At 59.5% G+C, this 23,309-nt stretch carries 21 protein-coding genes and 2 pseudogenes; 17 read left to right on the top strand and 6 right to left on the bottom strand.

Translation table 11 applies throughout. From position 1 onward, the window contains the following. The first annotated feature begins 121 nt into the window (after positions 1-121). Positions 122-478, top strand: coding sequence for a hypothetical protein (locus FFS45_RS33055; protein WP_137958845.1), 357 nt, complete (start codon positions 122-124; stop codon positions 476-478). A 174-nt stretch (positions 479-652) separates the two neighbouring features. Here the strand turns inward: FFS45_RS33055 and FFS45_RS33050 are convergent, their stop codons facing one another. After that, positions 653-1,468: a fused MFS/spermidine synthase gene (locus tag FFS45_RS33050; protein WP_137958882.1), complete on the bottom strand. Its 816-nt coding sequence runs from the start codon at positions 1,466-1,468 to the stop codon at positions 653-655. 589 nt (positions 1,469-2,057) lie between these two features. Between FFS45_RS33050 and FFS45_RS33045 the strand changes: the two genes are divergently transcribed. Next, positions 2,058-3,035: a beta-ketoacyl-ACP synthase III gene (locus FFS45_RS33045; RefSeq protein WP_137958844.1), complete on the top strand. Its 978-nt coding sequence runs from the start codon at positions 2,058-2,060 to the stop codon at positions 3,033-3,035. A 191-nt stretch (positions 3,036-3,226) separates the two neighbouring features. Here FFS45_RS33045 and FFS45_RS42555 read toward each other — a convergent pair whose 3' ends face one another. Next, positions 3,227-3,637 (bottom strand): hypothetical protein, encoded by a 411-nt coding sequence (locus tag FFS45_RS42555; protein WP_249363027.1) that lies wholly within the window; start codon positions 3,635-3,637, stop codon positions 3,227-3,229. A gap of 44 nt (positions 3,638-3,681) precedes the next feature. Next, complete coding sequence (locus FFS45_RS33035; RefSeq protein ID WP_137958843.1) at positions 3,682-5,994, bottom strand: NADP-dependent malic enzyme; 2,313 nt, start codon at positions 5,992-5,994, stop codon at positions 3,682-3,684. A 165-nt stretch (positions 5,995-6,159) separates the two neighbouring features. Here FFS45_RS33035 and FFS45_RS33030 point away from each other — a divergent pair, with 165 nt between their 5' ends. The 5 genes and pseudogenes from FFS45_RS33030 to FFS45_RS33005 all read left to right on the top strand — a co-directional run bounded on the left by FFS45_RS33030 (position 6,160) and on the right by FFS45_RS33005 (position 11,235). Beyond that, positions 6,160-6,411, top strand: coding sequence for a hypothetical protein (locus FFS45_RS33030; protein WP_137958842.1), 252 nt, complete (start codon positions 6,160-6,162; stop codon positions 6,409-6,411). Positions 6,412-6,637: 226 nt separating this feature from the next. Next, positions 6,638-8,557, top strand: coding sequence for an RNA polymerase sigma factor RpoD (gene rpoD, locus FFS45_RS33025; protein ID WP_249363031.1), 1,920 nt, complete (start codon positions 6,638-6,640; stop codon positions 8,555-8,557). Positions 8,558-8,868: 311 nt separating this feature from the next. Continuing rightward, positions 8,869-9,336: a 3-hydroxyacyl-ACP dehydratase FabZ gene (fabZ, locus tag FFS45_RS33020; RefSeq protein WP_137958841.1), complete on the top strand. Its 468-nt coding sequence runs from the start codon at positions 8,869-8,871 to the stop codon at positions 9,334-9,336. A 156-nt stretch (positions 9,337-9,492) separates the two neighbouring features. Then, positions 9,493-10,071 (top strand): annotated as a pseudogene (locus FFS45_RS33015) (ferritin-like domain-containing protein); the annotation flags it as partial. Positions 10,072-10,977: 906 nt separating this feature from the next. Then, the gene (locus tag FFS45_RS33005) at positions 10,978-11,235 is read left to right on the top strand and encodes a tyrosine-type recombinase/integrase (protein ID WP_283204780.1); all 258 of its coding nucleotides are present in this window, start codon (positions 10,978-10,980) and stop codon (positions 11,233-11,235) included. A gap of 73 nt (positions 11,236-11,308) precedes the next feature. Here the strand turns inward: FFS45_RS33005 and FFS45_RS33000 are convergent, their stop codons facing one another. Next, positions 11,309-11,530: a hypothetical protein gene (locus tag FFS45_RS33000; RefSeq protein WP_137958839.1), complete on the bottom strand. Its 222-nt coding sequence runs from the start codon at positions 11,528-11,530 to the stop codon at positions 11,309-11,311. 104 nt (positions 11,531-11,634) lie between these two features. On the opposite strand from FFS45_RS33000, the gene FFS45_RS32995 reads away from it, so the two are divergent. After that, entirely contained in the window at positions 11,635-12,114 is a 480-nt protein-coding gene (locus FFS45_RS32995; protein ID WP_137958838.1) for a hypothetical protein, read from the top strand. Positions 12,115-12,149: 35 nt separating this feature from the next. Here FFS45_RS32995 and FFS45_RS32990 read toward each other — a convergent pair whose 3' ends face one another. Then, on the bottom strand, positions 12,150-12,818 hold the full coding sequence (locus FFS45_RS32990; RefSeq protein ID WP_249363026.1) for an AMP-binding protein: 669 nt from the start codon (positions 12,816-12,818) through the stop codon (positions 12,150-12,152). Between the two features lie 1,025 nt (positions 12,819-13,843). Between FFS45_RS32990 and FFS45_RS32985 the strand changes: the two genes are divergently transcribed. From FFS45_RS32985 to pxpA, 4 genes are all read left to right on the top strand, one after another. Then, entirely contained in the window at positions 13,844-16,102 is a 2,259-nt protein-coding gene (locus tag FFS45_RS32985) for an EAL domain-containing protein (RefSeq protein WP_137958837.1), read from the top strand. A gap of 4 nt (positions 16,103-16,106) precedes the next feature. Further along, positions 16,107-17,141, top strand: a complete 1,035-nt coding sequence (locus tag FFS45_RS32980) for an autoinducer binding domain-containing protein (protein WP_137958836.1) — start codon at positions 16,107-16,109, stop codon at positions 17,139-17,141. Between the two features lie 183 nt (positions 17,142-17,324). Next, positions 17,325-18,380 carry a TRAP transporter substrate-binding protein DctP gene (gene dctP, locus FFS45_RS32975; protein ID WP_137958835.1) on the top strand — a complete coding sequence of 352 codons (1,056 nt, stop codon included), beginning with the start codon at positions 17,325-17,327 and terminating at the stop codon, positions 18,378-18,380. A 252-nt stretch (positions 18,381-18,632) separates the two neighbouring features. After that, positions 18,633-19,385: a 5-oxoprolinase subunit PxpA gene (gene pxpA / locus FFS45_RS32965; protein WP_137958833.1), complete on the top strand. Its 753-nt coding sequence runs from the start codon at positions 18,633-18,635 to the stop codon at positions 19,383-19,385. On the opposite strand, the gene FFS45_RS32960 is transcribed toward pxpA, so the two are convergent. Then, a complete protein-coding gene (locus FFS45_RS32960) occupies positions 19,382-19,783 on the bottom strand; it encodes a helix-turn-helix domain-containing protein (protein ID WP_137958832.1) in 402 nt (133 codons plus the stop codon). The two genes, pxpA and FFS45_RS32960, sit on opposite strands and share 4 nt — an antisense overlap. Before the next feature lie 130 nt (positions 19,784-19,913). On the opposite strand from FFS45_RS32960, the gene FFS45_RS32955 reads away from it, so the two are divergent. The 5 genes and pseudogenes from FFS45_RS32955 to FFS45_RS32935 form a co-directional block, all read left to right on the top strand. Further along, on the top strand, positions 19,914-20,162 hold the full coding sequence (locus FFS45_RS32955; RefSeq protein ID WP_137958831.1) for a DNA-binding protein: 249 nt from the start codon (positions 19,914-19,916) through the stop codon (positions 20,160-20,162). Positions 20,163-20,307: 145 nt separating this feature from the next. Then, positions 20,308-20,967 (top strand): lytic transglycosylase domain-containing protein, encoded by a 660-nt coding sequence (locus tag FFS45_RS32950; RefSeq protein ID WP_137958830.1) that lies wholly within the window; start codon positions 20,308-20,310, stop codon positions 20,965-20,967. Between the two features lie 140 nt (positions 20,968-21,107). Further along, a complete protein-coding gene (locus tag FFS45_RS32945) occupies positions 21,108-21,383 on the top strand; it encodes a hypothetical protein (protein ID WP_236078802.1) in 276 nt (91 codons plus the stop codon). 7 nt (positions 21,384-21,390) lie between these two features. Then, positions 21,391-21,828 (top strand): VirB3 family type IV secretion system protein, encoded by a 438-nt coding sequence (locus FFS45_RS32940; protein ID WP_137958828.1) that lies wholly within the window; start codon positions 21,391-21,393, stop codon positions 21,826-21,828. Next, positions 21,828-23,309 (top strand): annotated as a pseudogene (locus FFS45_RS32935) (transporter); the annotation flags it as partial. The gene FFS45_RS32940 and the pseudogene FFS45_RS32935, both read left to right, overlap by 1 nt.

Below are 23,309 nucleotides of genomic sequence, written 5' to 3'. Positions count from 1 at the left end.
TGGTTCCACGGCACTGTAGGCCTCCTGACGGCCTGCTCCAGCGCGCCTCGGCAAGGTAGCACGATGCGCATACGTGGTGTTGTCCGTCCGTCGCGAACGCAACGACATGATAGGTCGCAGGATGCACCGACTTGAAACGAAGGCCGAACTGCTGTGCTTTCTCACGCTATCCGAGATATTTTCCTTTCGTACCAGGGGAGCATGGCTGCGGGTCGACCATCTCGTTGAGAGCACGAGGATCTGGCTGCGCTGTCACAATCACCATGCCGACTGGCGCCTGCGGATTGAATTGAGTCGAATGGCCACGGATCTCGCGCAGCAACTTGTGAAGGCCGGCGACATTGTGCGCAACCAACCGGACGCATCCTGGTTCGTCACCCGTGACACGAAGATCAACCTCGCATCTCCGTGGGTGATTGTGATCTATGCCCGATGCGTGGCCACGCTGAGCGGGGACATTAGCGGCGGTGCGGCATAGCCCAGGCATCAACGCACCGTCGGTGCTGCCTTGCCCATCCCTGTTCGCGGCACCTTGAATGTCATGCCCTTGCATGATGCCTGTATCGCCTTCGTGCGTGTTTGCATGTTGGCGAGCGCGTCACGCGGCGCTTCGGCTCTGGCCGCGCAGATCGCGCGTCCGTCAGCAGTTTCGTTAGCCGATCAGCTCCTCGCCGATTGTCCAGTCCGAAGCGAGCCCCACGCCTTGCTTCAAACGGCGCGCAGTCCCGCGCAGGTTCAGGGGATGTGTCGTGGCCAGGCCGCGTGCAAGCGCGAGCAGCGTATCCCGGGAGGGAAGTCCCGGCGCACCCTTCCAGGCAAATAGCGTGTAGTTGCCACTGTCCTCGGCCAGGAAAATGGACAGCGACTCACCGAACACTGAACGCGCCTCGTCCAGGTAGTATGGAATATGGGGATCGTCGTCAACGAAGTTTGCGACCAGCACCCCATCACCCGTGAGCCGCGCATGGCAAGCCGAGTAAAAGGCGGCGTTGCCCAGCTGTGCGGGCATGCCGTGTGCCAGAAAACCATCCACCAGAATCACGTCCGGGCACGCATCGTTGCTCTTGACGTATTCCGCCCCGTCCGCGCAGATCACTTCAAGTCGCTCGTCGTCGGGCGGAATATGAAACGTGTTGCGCAACGCGATCACCCCGGGATCGATTTCGATGGCCACTATCCTTGTCTCCGGAAGATGCCGGTAGCAGTATTTGGCCAGCGATCCCCCGCCTAAACCGATCATGGAAATTCTGGTGGGCGCTGGCTGCAGCAGCAGGAATCCCATCATGGTCCGGGTGTAGCCGAGCGCCAGCCTGTCAGGGTCACCCCGGGACATGAAACTCTGCGTGGCCAGCAGATCGAAGTGCAGCGAAAGCGCGTGCTCGGTTTCCAGCACCACGGGCGCACCGTCCGCGGATGGCCGGGCAAGAAAATTCATATAGGCGTCGAATGACACGTGAGAGTGATCCATGCTGCGGTCTGAATAACGTTCCTGTTCGGTTTCGGTCCGCTCACCGCATGCGATGAGCGTAGCGTCTTCGGACTGACTGGCGGCCCACATTTGCCGTCCGGTACCAGACCAGTCAGTCAGCCGTCCTGTCGCCGGGACCATTAACCTGCGACGGGACGGCTGGCTCCCTGGGGCACAAACGTGTTCCACGGGCAGGCGGTTGACAATGATAATGATATTATCATGGCATACGCTCCTCGTTTGTCTGACATCCAGGCGCAACCGAGTCACGGTGATGATCGATCCAGCGAACAGCGCAACCCGTTGAAACACATCCTCATCAATGTCTGCATGCCGTTGACTGGCTCGTTAGCAGCTGGGCAGGGGTATGCGGGAAGATGATGCCTGGGTATGTACGGGAACGAATCCAGAAGCCTGAGACCGATCGTGTTGCAGTCTACGGAATGGCATTTGCGATATGCCGGCGGCGCATATAGCGGCTGGAGTTGCTGTTCATCACCGGTGATAGGGCCAATATCAGACTCGCTCACATCGGGATGTCCTTCCTGACGGCGGTGAGCTTCCTTCCACATTCTGACCGGTGTTAGTCATGTCATTCGCGCGTATTGTCGGAACCGGTAGTTTCCTGCCTTCGAACATCATTTCAAACGCGGACCTGGTGTCGCAGCTTGCCGGCAAGGGCATCGAAACGAGCGACGACTGGATCTATTCACGCAGCGGCATCCAGTCCCGACGGTTTGCTGACCATCAAGCGCAAACGAGCGATCTTGCCGTAGCGGCCGCGTCTCGGGCCCTGTCCGCGGCGGCAATCGAAGCGGATGCCGTCGATCTGATCGTAGTCGCCACCACCACACCCGATGCAATCTTTCCGAGCACAGCCTGTCTTGTCCAGCGGAAACTCGGAATACGAAGCGGCTGTGCGGCCTTCGACATTCAGGCGGCGTGCGGTGGGTTCATCTATGCACTCACTGTTGCAGATGCGCTGATACGGGCCACGTCAGTCAGGACGGCACTCGTCATCGGAGCCGAGACATTTTCGAGGCTCCTTGATTTTGAGGACCGCAGTACCTGTGTGCTGTTTGGCGATGGGGCGGGCGCCGTGATCCTGAGGTCTTCTGAGGAGCCGGGGATACTCGGCGCGGCCTTGCATGCCGACGGGCACCACTCGGACATCCTCAAAGTGTCGGGCAGCATTGCCGGTGGCGCTGTGTTGGGGGATCCGTTTTTGCGCATGGATGGGCCCGCAGTGTTCAAGCTGGCGGTCGGTGCGCTCCAGGCGGTAAGCGAGGAAGTCGCGGCGCAGTGTGGGCTGGCGATTTCAGATTTTACGTGGGTCGTGCCTCATCAGGCAAACATCCGCATCATGGAAGCCACGTCACGAAAACTGGGCATTCCGGTCGATCGTCTGGTCGCCACTGTCCACGAGCATGGCAACACGTCCGCTGCTTCCATCCCCCTCGCTCTGGATCAGGCCTATCGGGACGGCCGGATCTGTCGCGCTGACAAGGTGTTAATGCACGCAGTGGGTGCTGGCGTGACATGGGGTGCTTTGGCAATGCAGGCTTAGGCGAAATTCATAGGGAGGCAGATTTCCATAAGCGTTCTGCGCTATGAGAGTAGGGCGCCGCACCCCGTGTCCGCGGCGCTCCTGATTACGACGAAGCGGAAAGGTAGACGACGGCAGGCAGCTTGCAACGCTCAGCGTGTGCTGCCGGTCGTCACAGGCACCAGGCGACACAGCGACGCTTCAGTTCTGCGTTAGAGATCATCAGCCGAGAGCCTTATCCGTTCGCCAGTGCCCGGAAGCGCCTTCTGCACTACTGCCTGCAGCAGTTTGCGCTTGCCAAGCTCGAAAGCGAGCAGCAACTGTTTCGCGGTCCCGTTCCCAGCGCCGAGTTTTTCGCAAACCACTTCAGATGGAAGCGTAAAGGCGCAGTATCCCCAGCCGAAGCGGTACGCCGAGAACCAGACGGCCGAGTCGGAAGAAAGAATTGGTGCAGTGAGGTTCGTACCGGGCTGATCCATGGCTAATACCTTCCTGTCCGATGGGAGTGGTTCAAGATTCTTGCACAGCGAACCTGGAGAAATCACAGTGTGGCGGTAATAGTGAGGTGCCTCACGCGGTGCTGCGCCGTTTGGCACGGCGCGCGTGAGTTTATTAGTCTGCATCCGGGATCCTTCCGGCGAGATGCTTACCTGTGACAGTTGAGACGTCATGTGGTCCGGGACGAAGGGAATGCGGCACCCGCATCGGCGACGACCAGTGCAGTCATGTTGACGATGGCGCGCACCGTGGCGGACGGAGTCAGCACATGCACCGGCCTGGCCGCACCCAGCAGCATTGGACCGATCGTGACGTTGTTGCCTGCGGCCGTCTTGAGCAGGCTATACGCGATGTTCGCCGCGTCGATGTTCGGCAGCACCAGCAGGTTCGCGTCACCTTCGAGCGTCGAGTCGGGCAGCACTTCGCGGCGCAGGTTGTGGTCGAGTGCGACGTCGCCGTGCATTTCTCCGTCCACCTGAAGGTCTGGCGCGCGCTCCCTGAGAATCTCGAGCACGTCGCGCATCTTTTGCGCGGACGGCGCGTTGCTGGTACCGAAGTTCGAGTGCGACAGCAGCGCGATCTTCGGCTCGATGCCGAAGCGGCGCACTTCTTCGGCGGCCATGATCGTGATCTCGGCGAGCTGTTCGGGCGTTGGGTCGACATTCACGTGCGTGTCGACCAGGAAAATCTGCCGGCCCGGCAGCACCAGCGCGTTCATCGCCGCATAGACGCTGCAACCTTCGCGCTTACCGATCACCTGATCGATGAAGTGCAGGTGACGATGCGTCGTGCTGATGGTGCCGCAAATCATGCCGTCGGCGTCACCCTTGTTCACCAGCATCGAGCCGATCAGTGTGGTGCGCCGGCGCATTTCGAGTCTGGCCATCTGCTCGCTGATGCCTTTTCTCGCCATCAGCTTGTGATATTCCTGCCAGAAGTCGCGGTAGCGCGTGTCGTGATCCGTATCGACGATGATGCAATCGACACCCGGTGTGATACGCAGACCGTAGCGCGCGATGCGCTGTTCGATCACCGCCGGACGGCCGATCAGGATCGGCTTCGCGAGCTTTTCGTCGACGATGATCTGCATCGCACGCAGCACGCGCTCTTCTTCGCCTTCCGCGAACACGATGCGCTTCTTCTCCGGCTCGACGCCACGCGCCAGCTGGAAAATCGGCTTCATGGTCGTGCCGCTGTGATACACGAACTGCTGCAGATGCTGTTCGTACGCGTCCATGTCTTCGATCGGACGCTCGGCGACGCCCGAATCCATCGCGGCCTTCGCCACCGCCGGCGCGACCTTGACGATCAGGCGCGGGTCGAACGGCTTCGGAATCAGGTATTCCGGACCAAACGAAAGATCCTGGATGCCGTACGCCGTCGCGACGATATCGCTCTGCTCCTGGCGAGCCAGTTCGGCGATCGCATTGACCGCGGCGATCTCCATTTCACGCGTCACCGTCGTGGCGCCCGCATCCAGTGCGCCGCGGAACAGGAACGGGAACACCAGCACGTTGTTCACCTGGTTCGGGTAGTCCGTGCGGCCGGTGCAGAGCACCGCGTCCGGACGCACTTCGAGCGCCAGTTCCGGCAGGATTTCCGGGGTCGGGTTGGCCAGCGCCAGAATCAGCGGCTTGTCGGCCATCTGCTTGACCATGTCCTGCTTCAGCACGCCGCCGGCCGAGAGACCGAGGAAAATATCCGCGCCGCCGATCGCCTCAGCGAGCGTGCGAGCGTCGGTTTCGCGTGCAAAGCGTTCCTTGTCCGGGTCCATCAGTTCGACGCGGCCCTTGTAGACCACGCCGGCCAGGTCGGTAACAGTGATGTTTTCGAGCGGCAGGCCGATGTCGACCAGCAGATCCAGACAGGCCAGTGCCGCCGCGCCCGCGCCGGACGCCACCAGTTTGACCTTCTTGATGTCCTTGCCAACCACCTTCAAGCCGTTGGTGATGGCCGCCGCGACGACGATGGCCGTACCGTGCTGGTCATCGTGGAAGACCGGAATCTTCATGCGCTTGCGGCATTCGCGTTCGACGATGAAGCAGTCCGGCGCCTTGATGTCTTCAAGGTTGATACCGCCGAAGGTCGGCTCCAACGCCGCGATCACTTCGACCAGCTTGTGCGGATCGGACTCGTTCAGCTCGATATCGAACACGTCGATGCCGGCGAACTTCTTGAACAGCACGGCCTTGCCTTCCATGACCGGCTTCGAGGCGAGCGGCCCGATGTTGCCGAGACCCAGCACCGCGGTGCCGTTCGTGACGACGCCGACCAGGTTGCTGCGCGCCGTGAAACGGGCGGCGTTCAGCGGGTTTTCGACGATTTCCTCACACGCGAACGCGACGCCCGGCGAGTACGCCAGCGCGAGGTCGCGCTGGTTAATCATCTGCTTGGTCGGGGCGATCGCGATCTTCCCAGGGGTCGGGAACTCGTGATAATCGAGAGCGGCTTCGCGGAGTTTGCCCTGGGTTGGGGTAGGCATGATGTCTCCTGGTTAACAACATTTGCAGACAATGATAATGATATTATCACGTCAACTGTATGACGCGGAGGAGCTGTTACGCCAGATCAGACGGCACCACGCGCGAGCCCGTCGCGGGCCGGCAAGACAGAACCACCGACAGAAATGGATAAAGGGAAAGCTCCGATGAATTCAGCTCCACGCAACTACGGCCTTGGGCGTGTGCGTCTGCGTCACGATCCGGTCAGTCCTGACGGTCATCAGGCGCATCGCGACGTCATGCTGCAGGCATCACCCGATGGCAGAACCGCCGTGCTCGTCGAGATCGAGGAGCGGTACAGCGATCATCATGCGACGGGTCCCGAACACGAGGTTAGGCATGAGATTTCGGTGTCTGAACTTGTTCAACTGATCCGGGCGCATGGTGCGCGCCTCTGAGATGGCTCATGACCTCGCGAAGGCTGCCGCACGTGCTGCGCGCTAACCCGGACGTCATATTCAAAGGAGCGGCCGCGTGACGAAGAATGCAGTGAAGAAGCAGACACTGGACGTGGTGCCGGTCAATATCAACGTGAATAATGGACCTGCCAGTATTGCAGCCACGGGTCGCCCAAGCATGGCCGATGCGGCCGGAACCGTTCCACTGCGGACCGGTTCACGCCGGATGAAAGCAAACGCACTTGTGTACGACACCGGTGCCGCGCTACCGGATGAGTCCGCTGGAGAAAACGACGACGGCCGCTCGGGCCTGCGCGCGCTGATCAAGCTCGGAAATGAGCGCGGTTTCGTCATTCGTGGGGAAATTAGCGATTGCCTGCCTGAGCGCCTGGCGCAACCTGATGCGATCGAAAACGTGATCAGAGCCTTCAGCGACATGGGCATCGCCGTATTTGAGCAGGCACCGGACGCAGAGTCCATGGTGATGCACGATCATGCGGTCGCGGATTCGTCCGATGAGCAGGTCGAGGAAGAGGCCGTGGCGGCCATCTCGAGCGTGGACGCCGAGTTCGGCCGCACCACCGATCCCGTGCGCATGTACATGCGCGAGATGGGTACCACTGAACTCCTTACCCGCCAAGGGGAAATTGCGCTTGCGCGACGCATCGAAGAGGGCCGCAACGACATGATCCGGGCCATCTCTTCATGCCCGACTACGATTGCGGAGATACTGGCGATCGCTGACGCTGTTGCAAGCGGCGCAACCCCCATCGAAGAGTTCGTCGATGGGATGATCGACCCCGCAGCAGTGGAAACGGATGACATTGTTGCCGTCGCGGAGGAAAGCGTCGACGGCGATCCGGTCCTCGACGAGGATCAGGGAGACGAAGATGATGACGGTGCTGAAGCCGCGTTGGCCAGTCTGCAGAGCGAAACCCTGAAGCGTGACGCGCTGGCGAAGCTGGGGACGGTAGCAGACTGGTTCGAGCAATTGCGGGACGCATACGAAACGGAGGGTTACGGATCGGGGCGTTATCGCGCCGCACAGGCAGCGATCGGGACCGAACTGATGACGATTCGCTTCACGGCGCGCACGGTTGAGCGTTTGACGGGCGCCTTGCGGGGATCCGCCGACGAAGTCCGGACCATCGAGCGAGAAATCGCGCGGATCGCGGTTGACCGGTGTGGTGTGCCTCGCGACATGTTCGTCGCGCATTTCCGGGGCAACGAGACCAACCCGGCGTGGCAGCAGCAACTCATCACGGCAGGGCACCCGTTCAGTGGCGCGCTGGAGCGAAACCTCCCTGCGATCCAGCTGGAACAGGAAAAGCTGCTTGCTTTGCAAAAGCGGGTCGTGCTGCCGCTCGATGACTTCAGGGAGGTCTGCCGCGCGATGACTGCAAGTGAAGCGAAAACGCTGCGCGCGAAAGGCGAAATGATCGAAGCGAACCTTCGACTGGTGATTTCGATCGCGAAGCGGTACGTGAACCGTGGCCTGCTGTTTCTCGATCTGATACAGGAAGGCAATATCGGCCTGATGCGTGCCGTTGACAAGTTTGAATACCGTCGCGGCTACAAGTTCTCCACCTATGCGACCTGGTGGATCCGGCAGGGCATCAGCCGGTCGGTCGCGGATCAGGCTCGCACCATCCGGGTCCCGGTTCACATGATCGAGTCGATCAACAAACTGAAACGGATCTCGCGCCAGATCCTGCAGGAGACCGGCCGGGAACCCGATGCCGCCGTGCTGGCGGAGCGGATGGAGATGCAGGAAAACAAGGTTCGGGCAATGCTGCGGATCGTCAGGGAGCCGGTTTCCCTGGATGCGTCCGTCGGGGAAAATGACGACACGTCCGTAGGCGACCTGATCGAGGACCCCGCGGCGATTTTACCCGACGATGCAGCGCTGCACGCCAGCATGAGGGATGCCGTCAGCGAGGCGCTCACGACGTTGACGCCGCGCGAAGCGAAGATTCTGCGCCTGCGTTTCGGTATCGAGAGCGGCCGGGATCACACACTGGAGGAACTCGGACAACAGTTTGAGGTGACGCGCGAACGGATCCGTCAGATTGAAGCCAAGGCACTGCGCAAGCTGCGGCACCCGGCCCGGTCCGGGCGATTGAAGTCGTTCCTGGGCGAGGAGTAGAAACCAGAGGCGATACACGGCCCTACGGGGCCGTGTACACCGGATGAGAAACGAAGCGCCGCGGTGATGTGCAATCTCGACAGACTGCGCGACCGTATCAGGGCATTCGACGCGGCGGCTGCCAATGCCTCGGGCGACAAGGCGTGAGCACCGGGCAAGGTTCGAGCGGGTATCAGGCCAGAAGGGTCGGTTGCTGTGACCGGGTGGCTGCTGCCGCCGGGTCACGGAAACGGCGGCAGCATGCGTTACCTATCCACCTGCACCAGCATCCGGAGTGATCATCGCGCGGTCAATGCGTGAACAGAAATACCATGAGCACTGAAAAAATCAATCTCGACATCCACAGGATTCTCACGCTGCTGCCGCATCGCTATCCGATCCTGCTGGTCGATCGGGTGCTCGAACTCGAGCCGCACAAGCGCATCAAGGCGCTGAAGAACGTGTCAATCAATGAACCGTACTTCATGGGCCACTTCCCGAGTCGTCCGGTGATGCCCGGTGTGCTGATTCTGGAAGCGCTCGCGCAGACGGCTGCGCTGCTGACCTTCTCGGAAGAGCCGCATGATCCGGCCAGTACGCTGTACCTGTTCGTCGGCATCGACAACGCGCGATTCAGGCGCGTGGTGGAACCCGGCGACCAGCTGATCCTGAACGCGACGTTCGAGCGGCACATGCGCGGTATCTGGAAGTTCAAGGCACGCGCCGAAGTGGATGGCGTGGTCGCGGCGGAGGCCGGTCTGATTTGCACGGTCCGGCATACGGATGGGGACGGCCAGTAAGGTGCTGGCCGACGCTGGCGCATCCAGATAACAAATAACGCAACGGACCCGGAAGCGCACGAGCAGGATCCATCGTGACCTGGCACATCCCGATCGGCAGTGGGAGCGCGTTCCGAATAGCTCACCCGTGGGAAATCTCCTACACGCTGTCGTCCTCGCTTCAAGCCGGAACTCGTGCCGACGGAAAAAGAACTGCACGCGGTGCGCTTCGAGTTCGATCCAGCGCCGCCGCTGGAAAGGCTGATGCTGCATTTCTGCGGCGAAATGCAGCTGAGCTACTGGTATCGCCGCGCGGCTGAATGGCATACCGAGCCCGTCATCAAGGCGATCTACGAAACCATCTCGCGCGACGAGGCGCGTCACGGCGGCGCGTATCTGCGCTACAGGAAGAAGGCGCTGGCCAATTTCGGCGACGGCGCGCGTGCGGCGTTCGCGAAGATCGGCGTGCTGATGGCCTCGGCGCGCCGCACCGAAAAACCGCTGTACCCGACCAATCTGCACGTGAACCTGGCGCTGTTCCCGCGCGACACCGTTCAGTCGCGCTTGCCGGACCCGGAATGGCTTGAGCGCAGGCTCGACGAACAGATCCGTTTCGACAACGGCTGGGAGAAGAAGGAAGTCGAGCGCATTCTGCACAACCTGTCGATCCTGTTCGAGCGCTCGTTCAAAACCATTCAGGAATTGAACCATTATCGCAAGGAAGTGGTGGCGCGCCTGCATCCCGAACAGCCTTGAAAGCGACGCTGCTCTTGGCATCGACTAGCGTTCTCGCCTGAAGTATCTCGCTGCAAGGCTAGTGGACAAACTCGCAGGACAAACGGTTTGTGTTCGCCGTGTGCGTTTTTCGCCTTGACGCGTTCAAGCTGCGATTTTTGTGATTTCCATAAGCGGCAGCGTACATAGTTGCCTGTCCTTTTCTTATACGCTGTGGGCTCGAACGCATGCTCGATGGAGCGATTACTTCCGGCACAAAAGTCCTTGCGGCAATCGAGCGTATGTCTTCCGACGGGCTTGCTGCACGCAAAAAGCAATTTTATTCGTTGCACCACCAACGTTTAGCGGCCAATAGAGACTGGAGAAGAGGACGATGGAAAGCTTACCTTATGCGATTCGGTACCAAGTTTTTGGCGTCTCTCGACCATCGGAGTCTAGTCTGTTTATCGATTATGTCGCCGGGAGCATACAGCAACGTCGCGCGAACATCATAAGTCTCATATTGCACGGAACAGACGCGGCGTTGAAGGGATGGTGCGTGTTTGGACACCTTTCAGATTCCGACGTTTTTGAGATCGAGTGTCTTCCAGATCAGGCGTCTGCGGAAGAAGCAGTACAATTTTGGCGAGCATATTTCGCATCTTTGGGCGAAGAAATCGTTTCCGCGAAGCACATATGTGACGATACTTAATTGATCTCTGATTCTTGTGACGTTGTTCTGTTCGCATCGCTAGATTCTGAATCCACGCTCGGAACTGGTCTGAGTTGTATCGCTTTTCGTGGGACATAGATGGTGAGTCGTGCGGATCCGAGTAACTGCCGTGCGCGATCGTCGCGCTGACCGGGTTTTCGTAGGACGGAGTAGACTTTCGTTTGAGAATATAGTCGGGCTACGCTGCAATCTCAGTTGTGGTGTCTCCCTGACGTTTGCGTCGGAATGCGATGCGGATCACCCATGACGAGCAACAGAGCCGCGGTGTCGCTCAGGCGATCTTCGTCGCGGCGGCCGGGCGGCTCGGGAAAACGGACACTGCGGGCGCCGCGCGCCTGCGGCAGGCCTCGCCGCACTGGCTGCGACACGGCTATGCCCGGGCGCTCGTCGATCACGCGGTGCCGTTGCCGGCCGCGCAGGCGCTGCTGGGCCACGCGTCGGTGCAGCCCACCGCCGCCTATTACCGACAGTAAGTTGTTATGTTCAGTATCACCTCCAGCTCCTTAATAGCCAAGGAGACCATTCGCCGGCGCTCAACATAAATATTTAGGCCGGGTGTGGAGGCCCGCAGTTAAAAAACGGGCATGCGTGACAGCGGCGCAGCGATCTTCTCCTGTATTCAAGCTTCTCTAGTTCGCCCAAGGCTCCGGCAACGAACCGGTCCAGCGGCAGGTTGTTTGAAACTTGATGGGTGGATTGGTGCAGATCGCGATGTTCACCAAAGGCGACCCCGATAGCCGCGATCGCCAACCAAAAAATCTCTGCCATGTGGCCTGCGATACTGGTCCTGTGGCTCGACGGCCTTGAATCAATCGTGTTCGGCTGGAATTCCGCAACGCGAATCGTTACCCTCGGTGTGCTGCAGACATCACGTGAAAATAATCGACTTGCTGCGCATTTTGTCCTTGCGACGAAAAATTCACGGTCTGCCCACGATCGGTTTCAAGACCACGACGAACGACCCCGGATCACCAACGTTGCCCAATCCGGTTTGGGAAACCATGATCTGCGACGTCGCAGGTAAAAAGGTGGGGGAAGCGACTTTCGGTCTGTCGCCACTCCGAGATCATCTGTACATCTATCGGCTTGAGGTATCAGAGCCTGTCCGACGAAAAGGTTATGGTCTTGCGTTCCTTGTGCTTTTGCACAATACCTACCGGGTGCCTCTCACTCCAATCGTTGAGACTCATTGCGCAGAACAATTCTGGGACACTGCGCGAGAATTGCGACCGGTCGGGCTGGAGGTGACACCTGGGCGATCGCGTGCCGATGTGTTAGAAGAGCTGGCCCGCTGGCGGCACCTTCGGGCCGGAATTAATGGCGCCTTGCCAGGACCGCCGACGACAGATTGATATATTGGGGTAATCGTTCGATGCGCGCCTTTGCGCTACCGGGCGAGTTCCTTGATCTGTTCAACAATCTCCGGATTGGCGAGGGTGGACACGTCGCCAGGATCCTGATGATTGGAAATCGCCGCGAGCGCACGGCGCATGATTTTTCCCGAGCGCGTCTTGGGCATATCGGGCACGATCACGACACGACGCGGCCGCGCGATTGCGCCGATCTGGGAAACCACCGATGCCGTGACTTTATTCGCAAGCTTCACGGAGGGCACGAGTCCCGGCTTCAATGAAACATAGAGGTCAGGCACCTTGCCCTTGATCGGGTCGGCGACCGGTACCACTGCCGCCTCGGCGACATCCGGCACGAGGAGGGCGGCCGACTCGATTTCCTTGGTGCCGAGTCGATGGCCGGCGACGTTGATCACGTCATCAATGCGGCCGAGGATCCGATAATAACCGTCCGCAGCCTGCACCGCGCCATCACCAGCCATATAAGGCCAGTCGCGCCAGTCCTTGCTCGCGGGATCATGACAATAGCGCGAGTAGTACTGGCTGACGTAGCGATCAGGGTCCTTCCAGATGGTCTGGAAGGACCCTGGCCAGGGGTTGCGGATGCAGATGTTGCCGGCCCGGCCGGAACCGCCTGGCAGCTCCGTTCCCTCGTCGTCAAACGAAGTAATTCTGAGACAGTCCCGGTTGGCGGAGAAACCCACATTTTAGCGCAAGGGCGAACAAGTGCACCATACTTTACTTTCCGTCGATGGGAACTAAATTTAGATCTTGTGGATGAAGCGAAGCAAATATGTGACTTTACAAAAAACGTGCGGATGGCAGGTCAGCGCGCGCCAGTCACGCAAGTTTGGTCATGCCGGGCCGCATCACTTCTCTCTTTCTCGTCTCTCCAAAGTCAATATCATCTCGTGTCGACACCAGATCCACGTTTCCGCTCCTCGATCGAATCTCGACTTCCATCGAATTTTCCTCGAGACGTCAGCATGATATTGATAGCGCGGTCTTTTTTTCAACGCTCTTTCCACCGCACTCTCGGGAGTGTATGCAAGATCACCTGTCATCTGGAATGATGCCACCTCGCCCTGGTAAAAGCTTCGCTATCCAAAATGAATCAGCTTTTCTTGGCATCCAGAACGTTTTACTGCGCCCTGCCCCGGCAACACAATGTCGTGTGCTAATTCTGGACCAGACATCCGTGGGAGCCGCGGCCAGCAAGGCTTTCGCACGATTCGGCCTGCTTCCTGTGACGCCAGACACCTCGCGGATTGTCTTAACTTTCCTTCGCGCCCCACCTCAACCTATTGTTTTATAAAGAAAATTAGACACGCGCATTACATCAAATACGTCGAAATTCGCTCAAGTCCCACTTTTACTTCGCAAAACGCACCAGATTTACTTCGCTGGACGGTAGCGGAAGTGGAGGGTCTGAGTTGACTTTGCATGAGGCGATAGTCGAAGTACTCTCGATCGCCGGTGAGGCGATGACGGCGCCTGTTATCGCGGCAGAAGTCAACCGGCTCGGACACTACTCCCGCCGCGATGGGTTGCCGGCGAGCCCTTCCTAGGGGCGCAAGACCATCTTTCGCGACCAGGGAGGGAACCCCGCGGTGACAGACGGGCGCGGACGGAAGCGCTTGCCATCGTGCTAAGGGCTTCGTACCATGCCTGCATTCGTCTTATGGATCGCAATGGTGGTGACTTGGTCCAGCAACGAGGAGGCGCCGCTATGGCGGATGCAAAAAGCGGGCAGATCAGAAGGGGACTCAAGGATTGGATGCAGATACGACCATCGCGGTCTGTGGTCTGGATCCCGGTGGGGGCCGTCGCACTTGTCATCGCGATTTGGATTGCTGCAATCGTCCGTATCCAGACGGAGGGCAGGGAGGCGCGGGACACGGCCGCAGCCTCGACTGTCGAACTGGCGTCGTCATTTTCGGCGCACATTGCCAAGACGGTGCATGATGCCGACATTGTCGTTCGGTGGGTGAAGTTCGAGTATGAGCGTTCGCCGGCCACGTTCGACCTGGCTGCCTATGACCAGCGAGGAATGATCTCAGCCGACACTGCCCTGCAGGTGACGATCATAGGGCCGAACGGAGATGTGTTGCAGACAACAACGCCTGGCGGGAAACAGGTGAATCTCAGTGACCGGCCTCACTTTCTGATCCATCAGGCAAACCCCGAGGCCGGCTTGTATATCAGTCAGCCCGTGCTCGGTCGCGTATCGAACCAATGGACGTTGCAGTTCACACGTCGTTTGAACAACCCTGACGGCTCGTTCGCGGGCGTGGTCGTGGTTTCGGAGAATCCCGATTTCCTGACCGACGGCTTTTACAATCTCGATACCCTCGGGCCTCGGGGCATGCTTGCCGTCATATCGGATAATGGGTATCTGCTGTCCCGGCGGACGGGGCAGGGCAGGGCGTCGCCCGTGGGGCCGCCCGTAGCGGCGTATCGCGAAATGGTGGGAGCGAAAGGCCGTGTGTTCAGTGATCCCGTCGATCACGTTCGCCGGTTTGTGACGTATCGACACATCTCCCAATATCCTGTTGCTGTTCTCGTCGGCCTGTCAGAGCACGACGAGCTGGCTGGCTACCAGCACGCGAAAGTGCTGTACCTTGTGATGGCAGCCGTCATCAGTGTTTTGTTGCTCACGGCGGCAGGCTTTATCACCGTGATGATGGGCAAGTTACAGGGTCTGGCTGAAACCGATTCGCTGACAGGCTTGCCGAATCGTCACCTGCTTACGCAAACGCTTCGCCGGCGAATGGATGCTTTGGGTGCATCGGCGCGGCTCGCGATACTGTATATCGACCTCGACAATTTCAAGAAGATTAACGACACGCTGGGCCACAAGACAGGTGACGAACTCCTGCTCAAGGTTGCGCATCGACTTGCCGATGTGGTTGGAAAAGAGCGACCGCTTGCACGTATCGGCGGAGACGAGTTTGTCATTCTGGTAGAGGATGACGACGCAGCAAGGAAAGCCGGAGATCTGGCCGATGTTGTGATCAAGGCGTTCGAGCGCCCGTTCGTCATGCGCGGCAACAGCTATCTGATCTGTGTGAGCATCGGCATCGCGGTCCACAGGAATGCGGTTGATAACGAGTTTGGTTTGCTCACGCAGGCGGATCTCGCGATGTATGCGGCCAAGGAGACGGGCAAGCCTGCCAATGTCAGCCAGCATTGCACCTACACGCCAGCACTATCCGAGCGCGCCCTGCATGATATTGAACGGCATCAGGAGTTGCAGTACGCCATCATCAATCGTGAGTTTTTCCTCGAATATCAACCGATCGTTAGCCTCGATGGCGAACTGCGCGGCGTCGAAGCCCTGGTGCGCTGGCGACATCCTACAAAGGGCGTGTTACAGCCAGCCGAATTCATCCAGTTTGCCGAGTCGAGCGGGTTCATTGTGCAGATCGGTGAATTCGTGCTTGAGCAGGCGTGCCTGGACTTTCGGGAATGGCAGGACACGGATCCGCGACCACTGACCCTGTCAATCAATGTATCGCCTGTGCAGCTCACCACGGGCAATGTGGTTCGCGCTGTTACGCGATGCCTGAATGACTACATGATTGAGCCTGACCGGTTGCAGCTGGAGGTAACAGAAACGGTCGTTCTTGATGAGTCGGCTTTGGTCAGGACCCGGCTCGAAGCGTTGCGCAGGGCAGGGGTGAAGATCCTTCTCGATGATTTCGGTACCGGCTATTCGTCACTGTCAAACCTCGTCAACCTGTCGATCGACGGCGTGAAAATCGACCGGCATTTCACGCGCGGGGTGCCCGCCAAGAAGGATTCGGCGGCGATGCTGACGCACCTGATCGGCCTGACGCGCGACCTTGGGCTGTCATTGGTGATTGAAGGAGTCGAGACGCAGCAGCAGGTTGCTTGGCTCTCGCGTTTTGGTGACGTGACAGTCCAGGGTTTCTATTTTTCCAAACCGGTGCTGGCGACGGCGCTTCCGATCGCCAGGGCGGCCTAGTCGCATGGTTACGCTGGCTACAGATAGAGCTGCGGACGGACGGGGAGAGGCCGTATATGAAGGCGTGAATCGGCTCGGCCGCGATGAAGTCACGTTGCGCTTGCGCCGGGGAGGTGGCGATCTCTTCACGCTCGAGCGTCAGCTCGTTCGCGCTGGCGGCGTTACGTTGACGCAGGTATTTCCCGTCGGCGCTGAGGCCGAACTTCATGATTTCGCGTCGGCGGACCCATATGGCGACAGCCTGCAAAGCTCTTATCTGGCTTTGAAGCAGCGCTACCTGTCAGAGCCGAGGGGGGCGATCGTACAACGCCCTGTCCTGCCCGGCGATTTCTTCGACCAGATTGGCGAAATCGAGCATTGTCGCCACGAAGCTGAGTTGCTGCCGATTGCGCAGACCGTGACGCGGGCGCTCGGTGCTGAACAATACATCTTCAGCTGGCTTGTAATGGACGCAAAGTCCGGTGATGTCATTGAGCATCGATATCTTGTCGGCTGCGATCCTGCGTGGCTGAACAAGTACATCGACCACGTCTGGTACATGAATGATCCGTTGCTCGAATATGCAAAACGCAACGCGACACCTGTGCTCTCGTCCCGGCTGGATTTATACAACGATGTTCACTGGCTCAGCGAGGCGGCGACACACGGCTTTCGCAACAACCTGGTCTGCCCTGTGCATGCAGGTACCAATTCAGTCGTTGTCATGCTTCAGGCCAGCAACGCAGACCGCACGGCGGCCGGAGAGGGAATCCTGTGGCGCAACCGGCGCCACCTGCGGGCGCTCGCGTGCGAGCTGCTTGACTGGCGTCTGGCAGGCCTGCAACAGCAGGCAACCAGCCAGTTTGGCCTGAGCGGGGAGGAACTGAACGTCCTGCGACTGGTGCACGCCGGAGGAACGGCGTCCAACGTTGCGGAAGCACTTCAGGTGTCCGTGAAGACTGTCTACGGCGTTGTGTATCCGAGAATCAACAACAAGATGGACAAGCCGAACATTAACAAGGCGGCTGCAATGGCCGTCAGCTGCGGACTGATCAAATAGGCGCATAAAAACGCACGCTAACTTTTCATCATATCAAAAGCGTTGGCGTTTGGGAATGGTAATTCGGAAACGGAATTTCCCTCGCTTTTCCGGCTAGAGTCTTGTCCAACAAGCCGTCGATGTGCCTCGCGCACGGAGACTGGCGGCCTCCCCTCGTCACTGGCAGTCCGCCTTGAAACAAAAATGAACAGATTAGGACAACTATTTACACGGCTGGCTGTCGCCAGCACACTGGTCTGCTGCGTAGGGCTTCAACCTGCCCGCGCACAGCAAACCTGGTCGATTGCGACCGCGTATCCGGCCGACACGGTCGCAGGGCGGGGCGTCGCGTTTTTCGCCAGCGCGTTGACCGACCAGACAGGTGGCAAGGTTTTAGGCAAACCGGAGTTCAAGGCGAAAGCTGGCGCGACGGATCTTGTATCGGCGGTTCAGGACGGACGGCTGCAGGTCGCGGACGTGTTTGGTGGATCGCTCGCACAGTTGGATCCGATATTCGAGTTACCTACGCTGCCATTCCAGGTGCATTCACTTGGCGACTCCCAGCGCCTTACGTGTGTGGTTGAGCCGCTGTACCGCCGTGCATTGTTGCGTGCCGGGCTTCACATGCTGTTTATTTCACCATGGCCTCCGACCGGGCTCTGGTCGCGCGTGCCGGTGGCAGATCCGGCCGACATGACCGGCATGCGGGTACGAACCTACGACGACAGCTCTGCCCAGGTTCTTACTGGCCTGGGCATGCGCGCAACCGCGCTATCCGTTCAGGACGTACGCCCGCTGCTGCGGATTGGCGCGCTGGACGGTGTCCTTTCATCAGGCGACGGGGCGGTTGGAAGGTCTTTCCACGGACAGTTGCCAAACTTCACCGCAATCCACTACGCCTTCCCGGTGTCATTTGTCGTGATGAGCCAGACACGTTATGAGGCGTTACCGGACGAGTTGCGAGCCCAGCTCGATAAGGCGGCCAAAGACGTACAGCGCCGTCAGTGGGCAACGTTGCCGGCGCGCATCCGTGAGAACTATGCAGCCATGCGGCTGGCTGGCGTCAATGTAAACACCTCTATCGATGACGGCTTTCGAACGCATCTTCGCGAGGCGGGTGATGCCCGCATGAAGGAATGGCTTGCACGCGTGCCGGCTGAATACAGCACAGCTGTCAAAGCGTTTCTGGAGGAGGCGCCGTCGGCGCAGAGCACATGTCCAATCAGCTTGTTGGAAGCTCAACAGGGCGCTCGCGGATAGTCGCGATGCGTAGCGCGATGGTGGCCGCCGGCGTGATCAGCACCTACGTTTTTCTAGTGCTCGCGAGCACGTCGCATATGTCTGCAAGCGAGCGTGCAGAGATCCTGACGCCGTGGAAGGCGATCGAAGAACCGATTGCCATGTTGCATGTGCAAATGGACGGGCGTGCATGCCGTTTCGAAAACGTATTTATTGGCGACGGCGCTGTTCGTACAGCCAGCCATTGTGTACCCGAAGAGGAGAGGGCAAAGGATGACCGCGAAAAGAATTGATCTGAACGTCGATCTCGGTGAGGGCTTTCCTCACGATGCCGAGCTGCTCGCGTACGCCACGTCGGTCAACGTCGCATGCGGATGGCACGCGGGCGATCCTCTGACCATGCGCCGCGTCACGTCGGAGGCAATACGTCGGGGTGTGGCGATCGGCGCCCATCCGAGCTTCCCGGACCGGGAGAATTTTGGTCGGACTGCAATGATCCTGCCGCCGGAAGAAGTGTATGCCGGCGTGCAATACCAGGTGGGCGCCCATGCGGCGGTCGTCGCGGGACTGAGCGGCCGGGTAACTCACGTCAAGCCTCATGGCGCGCTTTACAACCAGGCCGAGGAGGATTCCGACCTCGCCCGCGCCATTGTTCATGCGATCCGCGACCTCGATCCCGGGCTTGCGGTATTCGGCCTTGCAGGCGGCCAGCTGGTCCGGATTGCACGGGAAGAAGGGCTGGTTGCGATCGACGAAGGTTTCGCTGACCGTGCCTATACGCCGGTGGGCAAGCTGGTGCCTCGATCCGAACCGAACGCGGTGCTCGATAGCGACGACGAGGCCTGTCGGCAGGCGATCAACATGGCGTGTGACGGCCGCGTCCGTGCGTGCGATGGCAACTGGATTGAGGTGAAACCTCAAACGTTGTGCCTGCACGGCGACGGAGCGCACGCAGTTGAGTTTGCACGGATGATCCGCGCGGCGCTGGCCGAAACCGATGTTGCGGTCGCGTCTGCCGTTTGTTAATTGCCGATAAGGCCGACCGCCTTCTGCACGACCAAGGGATCGACCTGACCGTTTTCAGCGGAGGTTTGATAGACAAGGGCTACAAGCTTGGCTTTCTTTCCTGTATCGATGGTTTGGCCAGCGTCGGAAAGTGCAGCCTCAACGGCACTGAACACAGAGCGTAATAGATCCTCGTCGATTGCTCCATATCGAGGAGGACGCTTCCCAGTGAGGATGTATGGCACGTCAAAGCCATGTTCGATCAACGTGATGAGATAGCTTGCGTCGGGAAATCGTTCGCCTTGTTCGTATGCGAACTGTGTTCTGCGACTGACACCCGTCCACGCACAGATATCTCCTTGCTGAATGCCGAGGCGGTCTCGTTCGGCGACGATCCGATCGCCCACAGTGCCGGTCATAGGCACTCCAAAAAACAAGGGTAGAAAACGGCTTTCATTGGCTGAAAATTGCTTTATTTATTGACATGGGGTCGAAAATGACCAATGCTGATAGTTAATTGCTCAACTTGATCAGTATACGGGCCGCCGCATGGCACTGAAAACATTGGAAGAGGTACGCGCAGAGTTCGACCGGTGCGGTGTCTCCGTTTCGAGCTGGGCCGTAAGACACGGAATCCCTCGCAACATCGTGAACGGCGTGTTGCAGGGAAGACTGAAGGGCAAGCGGGGTCACGCGCACAACGCGGCGGTCTTGCTGGGACTGAAAGACGGCGTTGTAAATCGTGAGGAGGAGCACGAGCCAGATCTTTGCGAGGTACTGCCAGCCAGGGAAGGGTAGGTGAGGGAGTAGGAGCGGTCAGCGTCGATGTAGCGAGCATCGGCGCCGACCTGACCAGTGTTGGAACCTGAGAGGTCGACAATGGCTAAAGCCATTATATCGTTCGGGCACAGCCGGCGACATGACGTGGGCGAGAGGGGAAGTCATGCTTGATTTCATCTCGTTAGCCCAGCAATGCGCGCCGAACGTCCACCCCACGACGCTTCAGGCGGTCGTGAGGACTGAATCCGACTTCAATCCCTACGCGATCGGCGTCGTTGGTGGCCACCTTGCACGCCAGCCGCGCGATCGCGCTGAAGCGGTGGCGACGGCAAAGGCGCTCAATGCACAAGGCATCAATTTCAGCATGGGGCTTGGACAGGTCAATAAGGCCAATCTTGCCCGCTACGGATTGACCTACGAAACGGCCTTCGATCCGTGTGCGAACCTGCGCGCGGGCAGCGCGATACTGCACGACTGTTATGAGCGGGCGACTGCGGCAATGGGGCAGAGCACACCGGCGCTGCGTGCGGCGATCAGCTGCTATTACAGCGGCAATTTCACGCGCGGCGAGACCGCCGACGCCAACGGTACCAGTTACGTACAGCGCGTTGTTGCCAACGCCCAGACGGCGGAAGGTTCAACCAGTGTCGTTCCTGCGATTCCCGTTGTGATGGACAGTCAGTCCGACAGACCAGCACACGCTGCGGCGCGCGATGCCAAAACCTTTTCCGGGCACCGCAGCGGCCCAAAACAACGGCCGGACGCACCGCATCCGTCATGGGACGCATTCGGCGATTCCGCTTGCTACAACGATTGCAACTGACCTGAGCCGCGACGACGCGGCCTGATCTCAACCACGTGAAAGGAGAAGACATGTATCGCAATACGAAGCTCGCGACCATGAAATCAGTACCACTGAAAATTTATTCATATCGCATATTGATGCGGCGAATCGCAACCCATATGCGCCAGACGATGGCCCTCGGCATCGCAATCGGTCCGGAACTTGCATTCGCGGGTGGTGGACTCGATTCGGCGACGCAGGGCGCGACCACCTTCAAGATCTGGCTTTATTCGTTCCTCGGCGTCGTCGCGGCCTGCGTGCTGATGTGGAAAGGGGCGGAGTGCTGGGCCGATCGCGCGCACTGGAGCGAGTTTGTGACGATGTGCGGCAAGGTAGCGGCGGTGGGCTCGGTGGTCGGTGTGCTCGCACCGTATCTGTGGAACATGTTCAGCTGAGCACGCCATGTCGGACGAAAAAACCCGCTACCCCGGTTTCAACGGCCTTGGCCGCACGGCGGCCATCTGGGGCGTTCCCTATATGGCGATGCTGGTTGTCGTCGTCGCGTCGATGTTTGTCGGCGTGCTGGTTTCCTTCTTCGTCGGACCAGGCGGTCTGCTGTTTGTCTTCCTGGGCTTTCCGGTGCTGCTGTATTTCAAGCACATCTGCGAAACCGACGACCAGGGCCTGCGGATCATGTGGCTGGAATTGCGTTGCCGCTTCTACTTCTGGCAGCTGCGGGTCCGCGCGCGGCTAAATGCCGGGCGAGCCGCCCCGCGCTTTGGCAACACCGCTACGCTCGCGCCGCTGAGATACGGACGGCAACGCCGCGTCTACCGCGATTTTTTCAAACCGTTGTCCAGGGGTGAGCGCCGACTGCGTGAGCTCGATCCGGAGGCCTGATGCAGAGCAGACCCGCCGTCACCAGCGACATCCTCGGCGCGATCGGCGCCGTGGAAGACTGGATTCCGAAGTACGGGCATCCGGTCACAAAACACGTACAGCACCTGGAGGGCAACCGGTTCATGGTGACGCTGGCCATGCGCGGCGTGCCGTTCGAGGTGCACGAGAACGTCGCGATGGAGCGCATGTTCGATCGCGATACGGAAGCGTACAGCAAGCTGGGTCGCGACCTGGGTGGCCGCCTTGGCTATCACGCAACGTTCGTGCGGCAGCGCGTGAGTTTTGATCGCGTGTACCGGTTCAAACAGCGCTTCATGCAGTGGTTCGTACGCGAGTACATCGGGCGACGTTTCGGAGCCGAAAAGTTCTTCGAGAACCGCTATTACATGTCGCTGATCCTGAAATACGAGGACTTTGATGACGGGCTCAAGGAAATCGGCTCCCTTGCGCAACAGGCACTGCTGCAGTTCGCCGAGTATGAAGCCGAGTTGTTTGAAGTGTACGAGCGCAAGCACATGAACGGCACGAAGATGCTGTTCTCGCCCTTGTATGGGCTCGTCAGCTATCTCATCAACGGGAAGACCGGCGATCTGCCGGTCGCGGCGGAGCCGGGCACCGATGTCATCCCGTCGAGCCATCTGCACTTTGGGTACAACACGCTCGAGATCGGGGCGAGCGACGTGCCGGCGTACCGGCGCGTTGCAACCTGCCTCGACCTTCGCAGTTGCCCGGAGAAGCCGGGCTGGGGCCAGCTCGACCCGTTGATCACGTTGAACATGGAATTCACGATTACGCATACGTTCAACTGCATGACGGGCTTCGAGTCAAACCGGACCATCGATTCGGCAATCAACAAGCTGGAGTCGGCCGGTGACAAGGCGAAGCATCAGGTCAAGGAATTGCGCGACGCACAGGGTTACGTGAACACGGGTGAACTGTCGTTCGGCGAGTATCACGGCGCGGCGGTTATCTACGGCGAAACAGCGAAAGAGGCGTTGGAGAACGCCGACAGGTTCGCGTCCCGTTCGCGCAACGAGTGCGGCGTCGAATGGTCGCCCGCGACGGGGTCGGCTCCGTTCACGTACTTCTCGCAGGTCCCGGGCGCGCGAGTCAAACCGCGACCGAAAGTGCAGTCCTCGCGCAATTTTGCGGCGATGTACACCTGCCATGACTACTCGTCAGGCAAGGCGGAGGGCAACCCGATCGGTGACGGGTCGGCCGTCATCCCGTTTCGCTCGGACTCGGGTGTGTACAACTACAGTTCGCACGCGAGCCGGCTGGGCGATATCAATGTCTCGGAGAAGGTGGCCGGGCATTTTGAAGGGAAAGGCACGACGGGCAGCGGGAAATCTACGGTCGTCGTAGCGGTGACAGGCATGCTGTCCCGCTTCGATCCGATGCTGTACGTGCTGGACAAGGGGCGGGGCTGGGAAGTGTTCATTCGGGTGATGGGCGGCGCCTACGTCTATCTGGAGAAAGGC

The sequence above is a fragment of the Burkholderia sp. 4M9327F10 genome (assembly GCF_005503145.1).
Lineage (GTDB): Bacteria > Pseudomonadota > Gammaproteobacteria > Burkholderiales > Burkholderiaceae > Paraburkholderia.
Note: the sequence above shows the minus strand (reverse complement) of the source record. Positions and strands in the feature narration are given on the sequence as shown.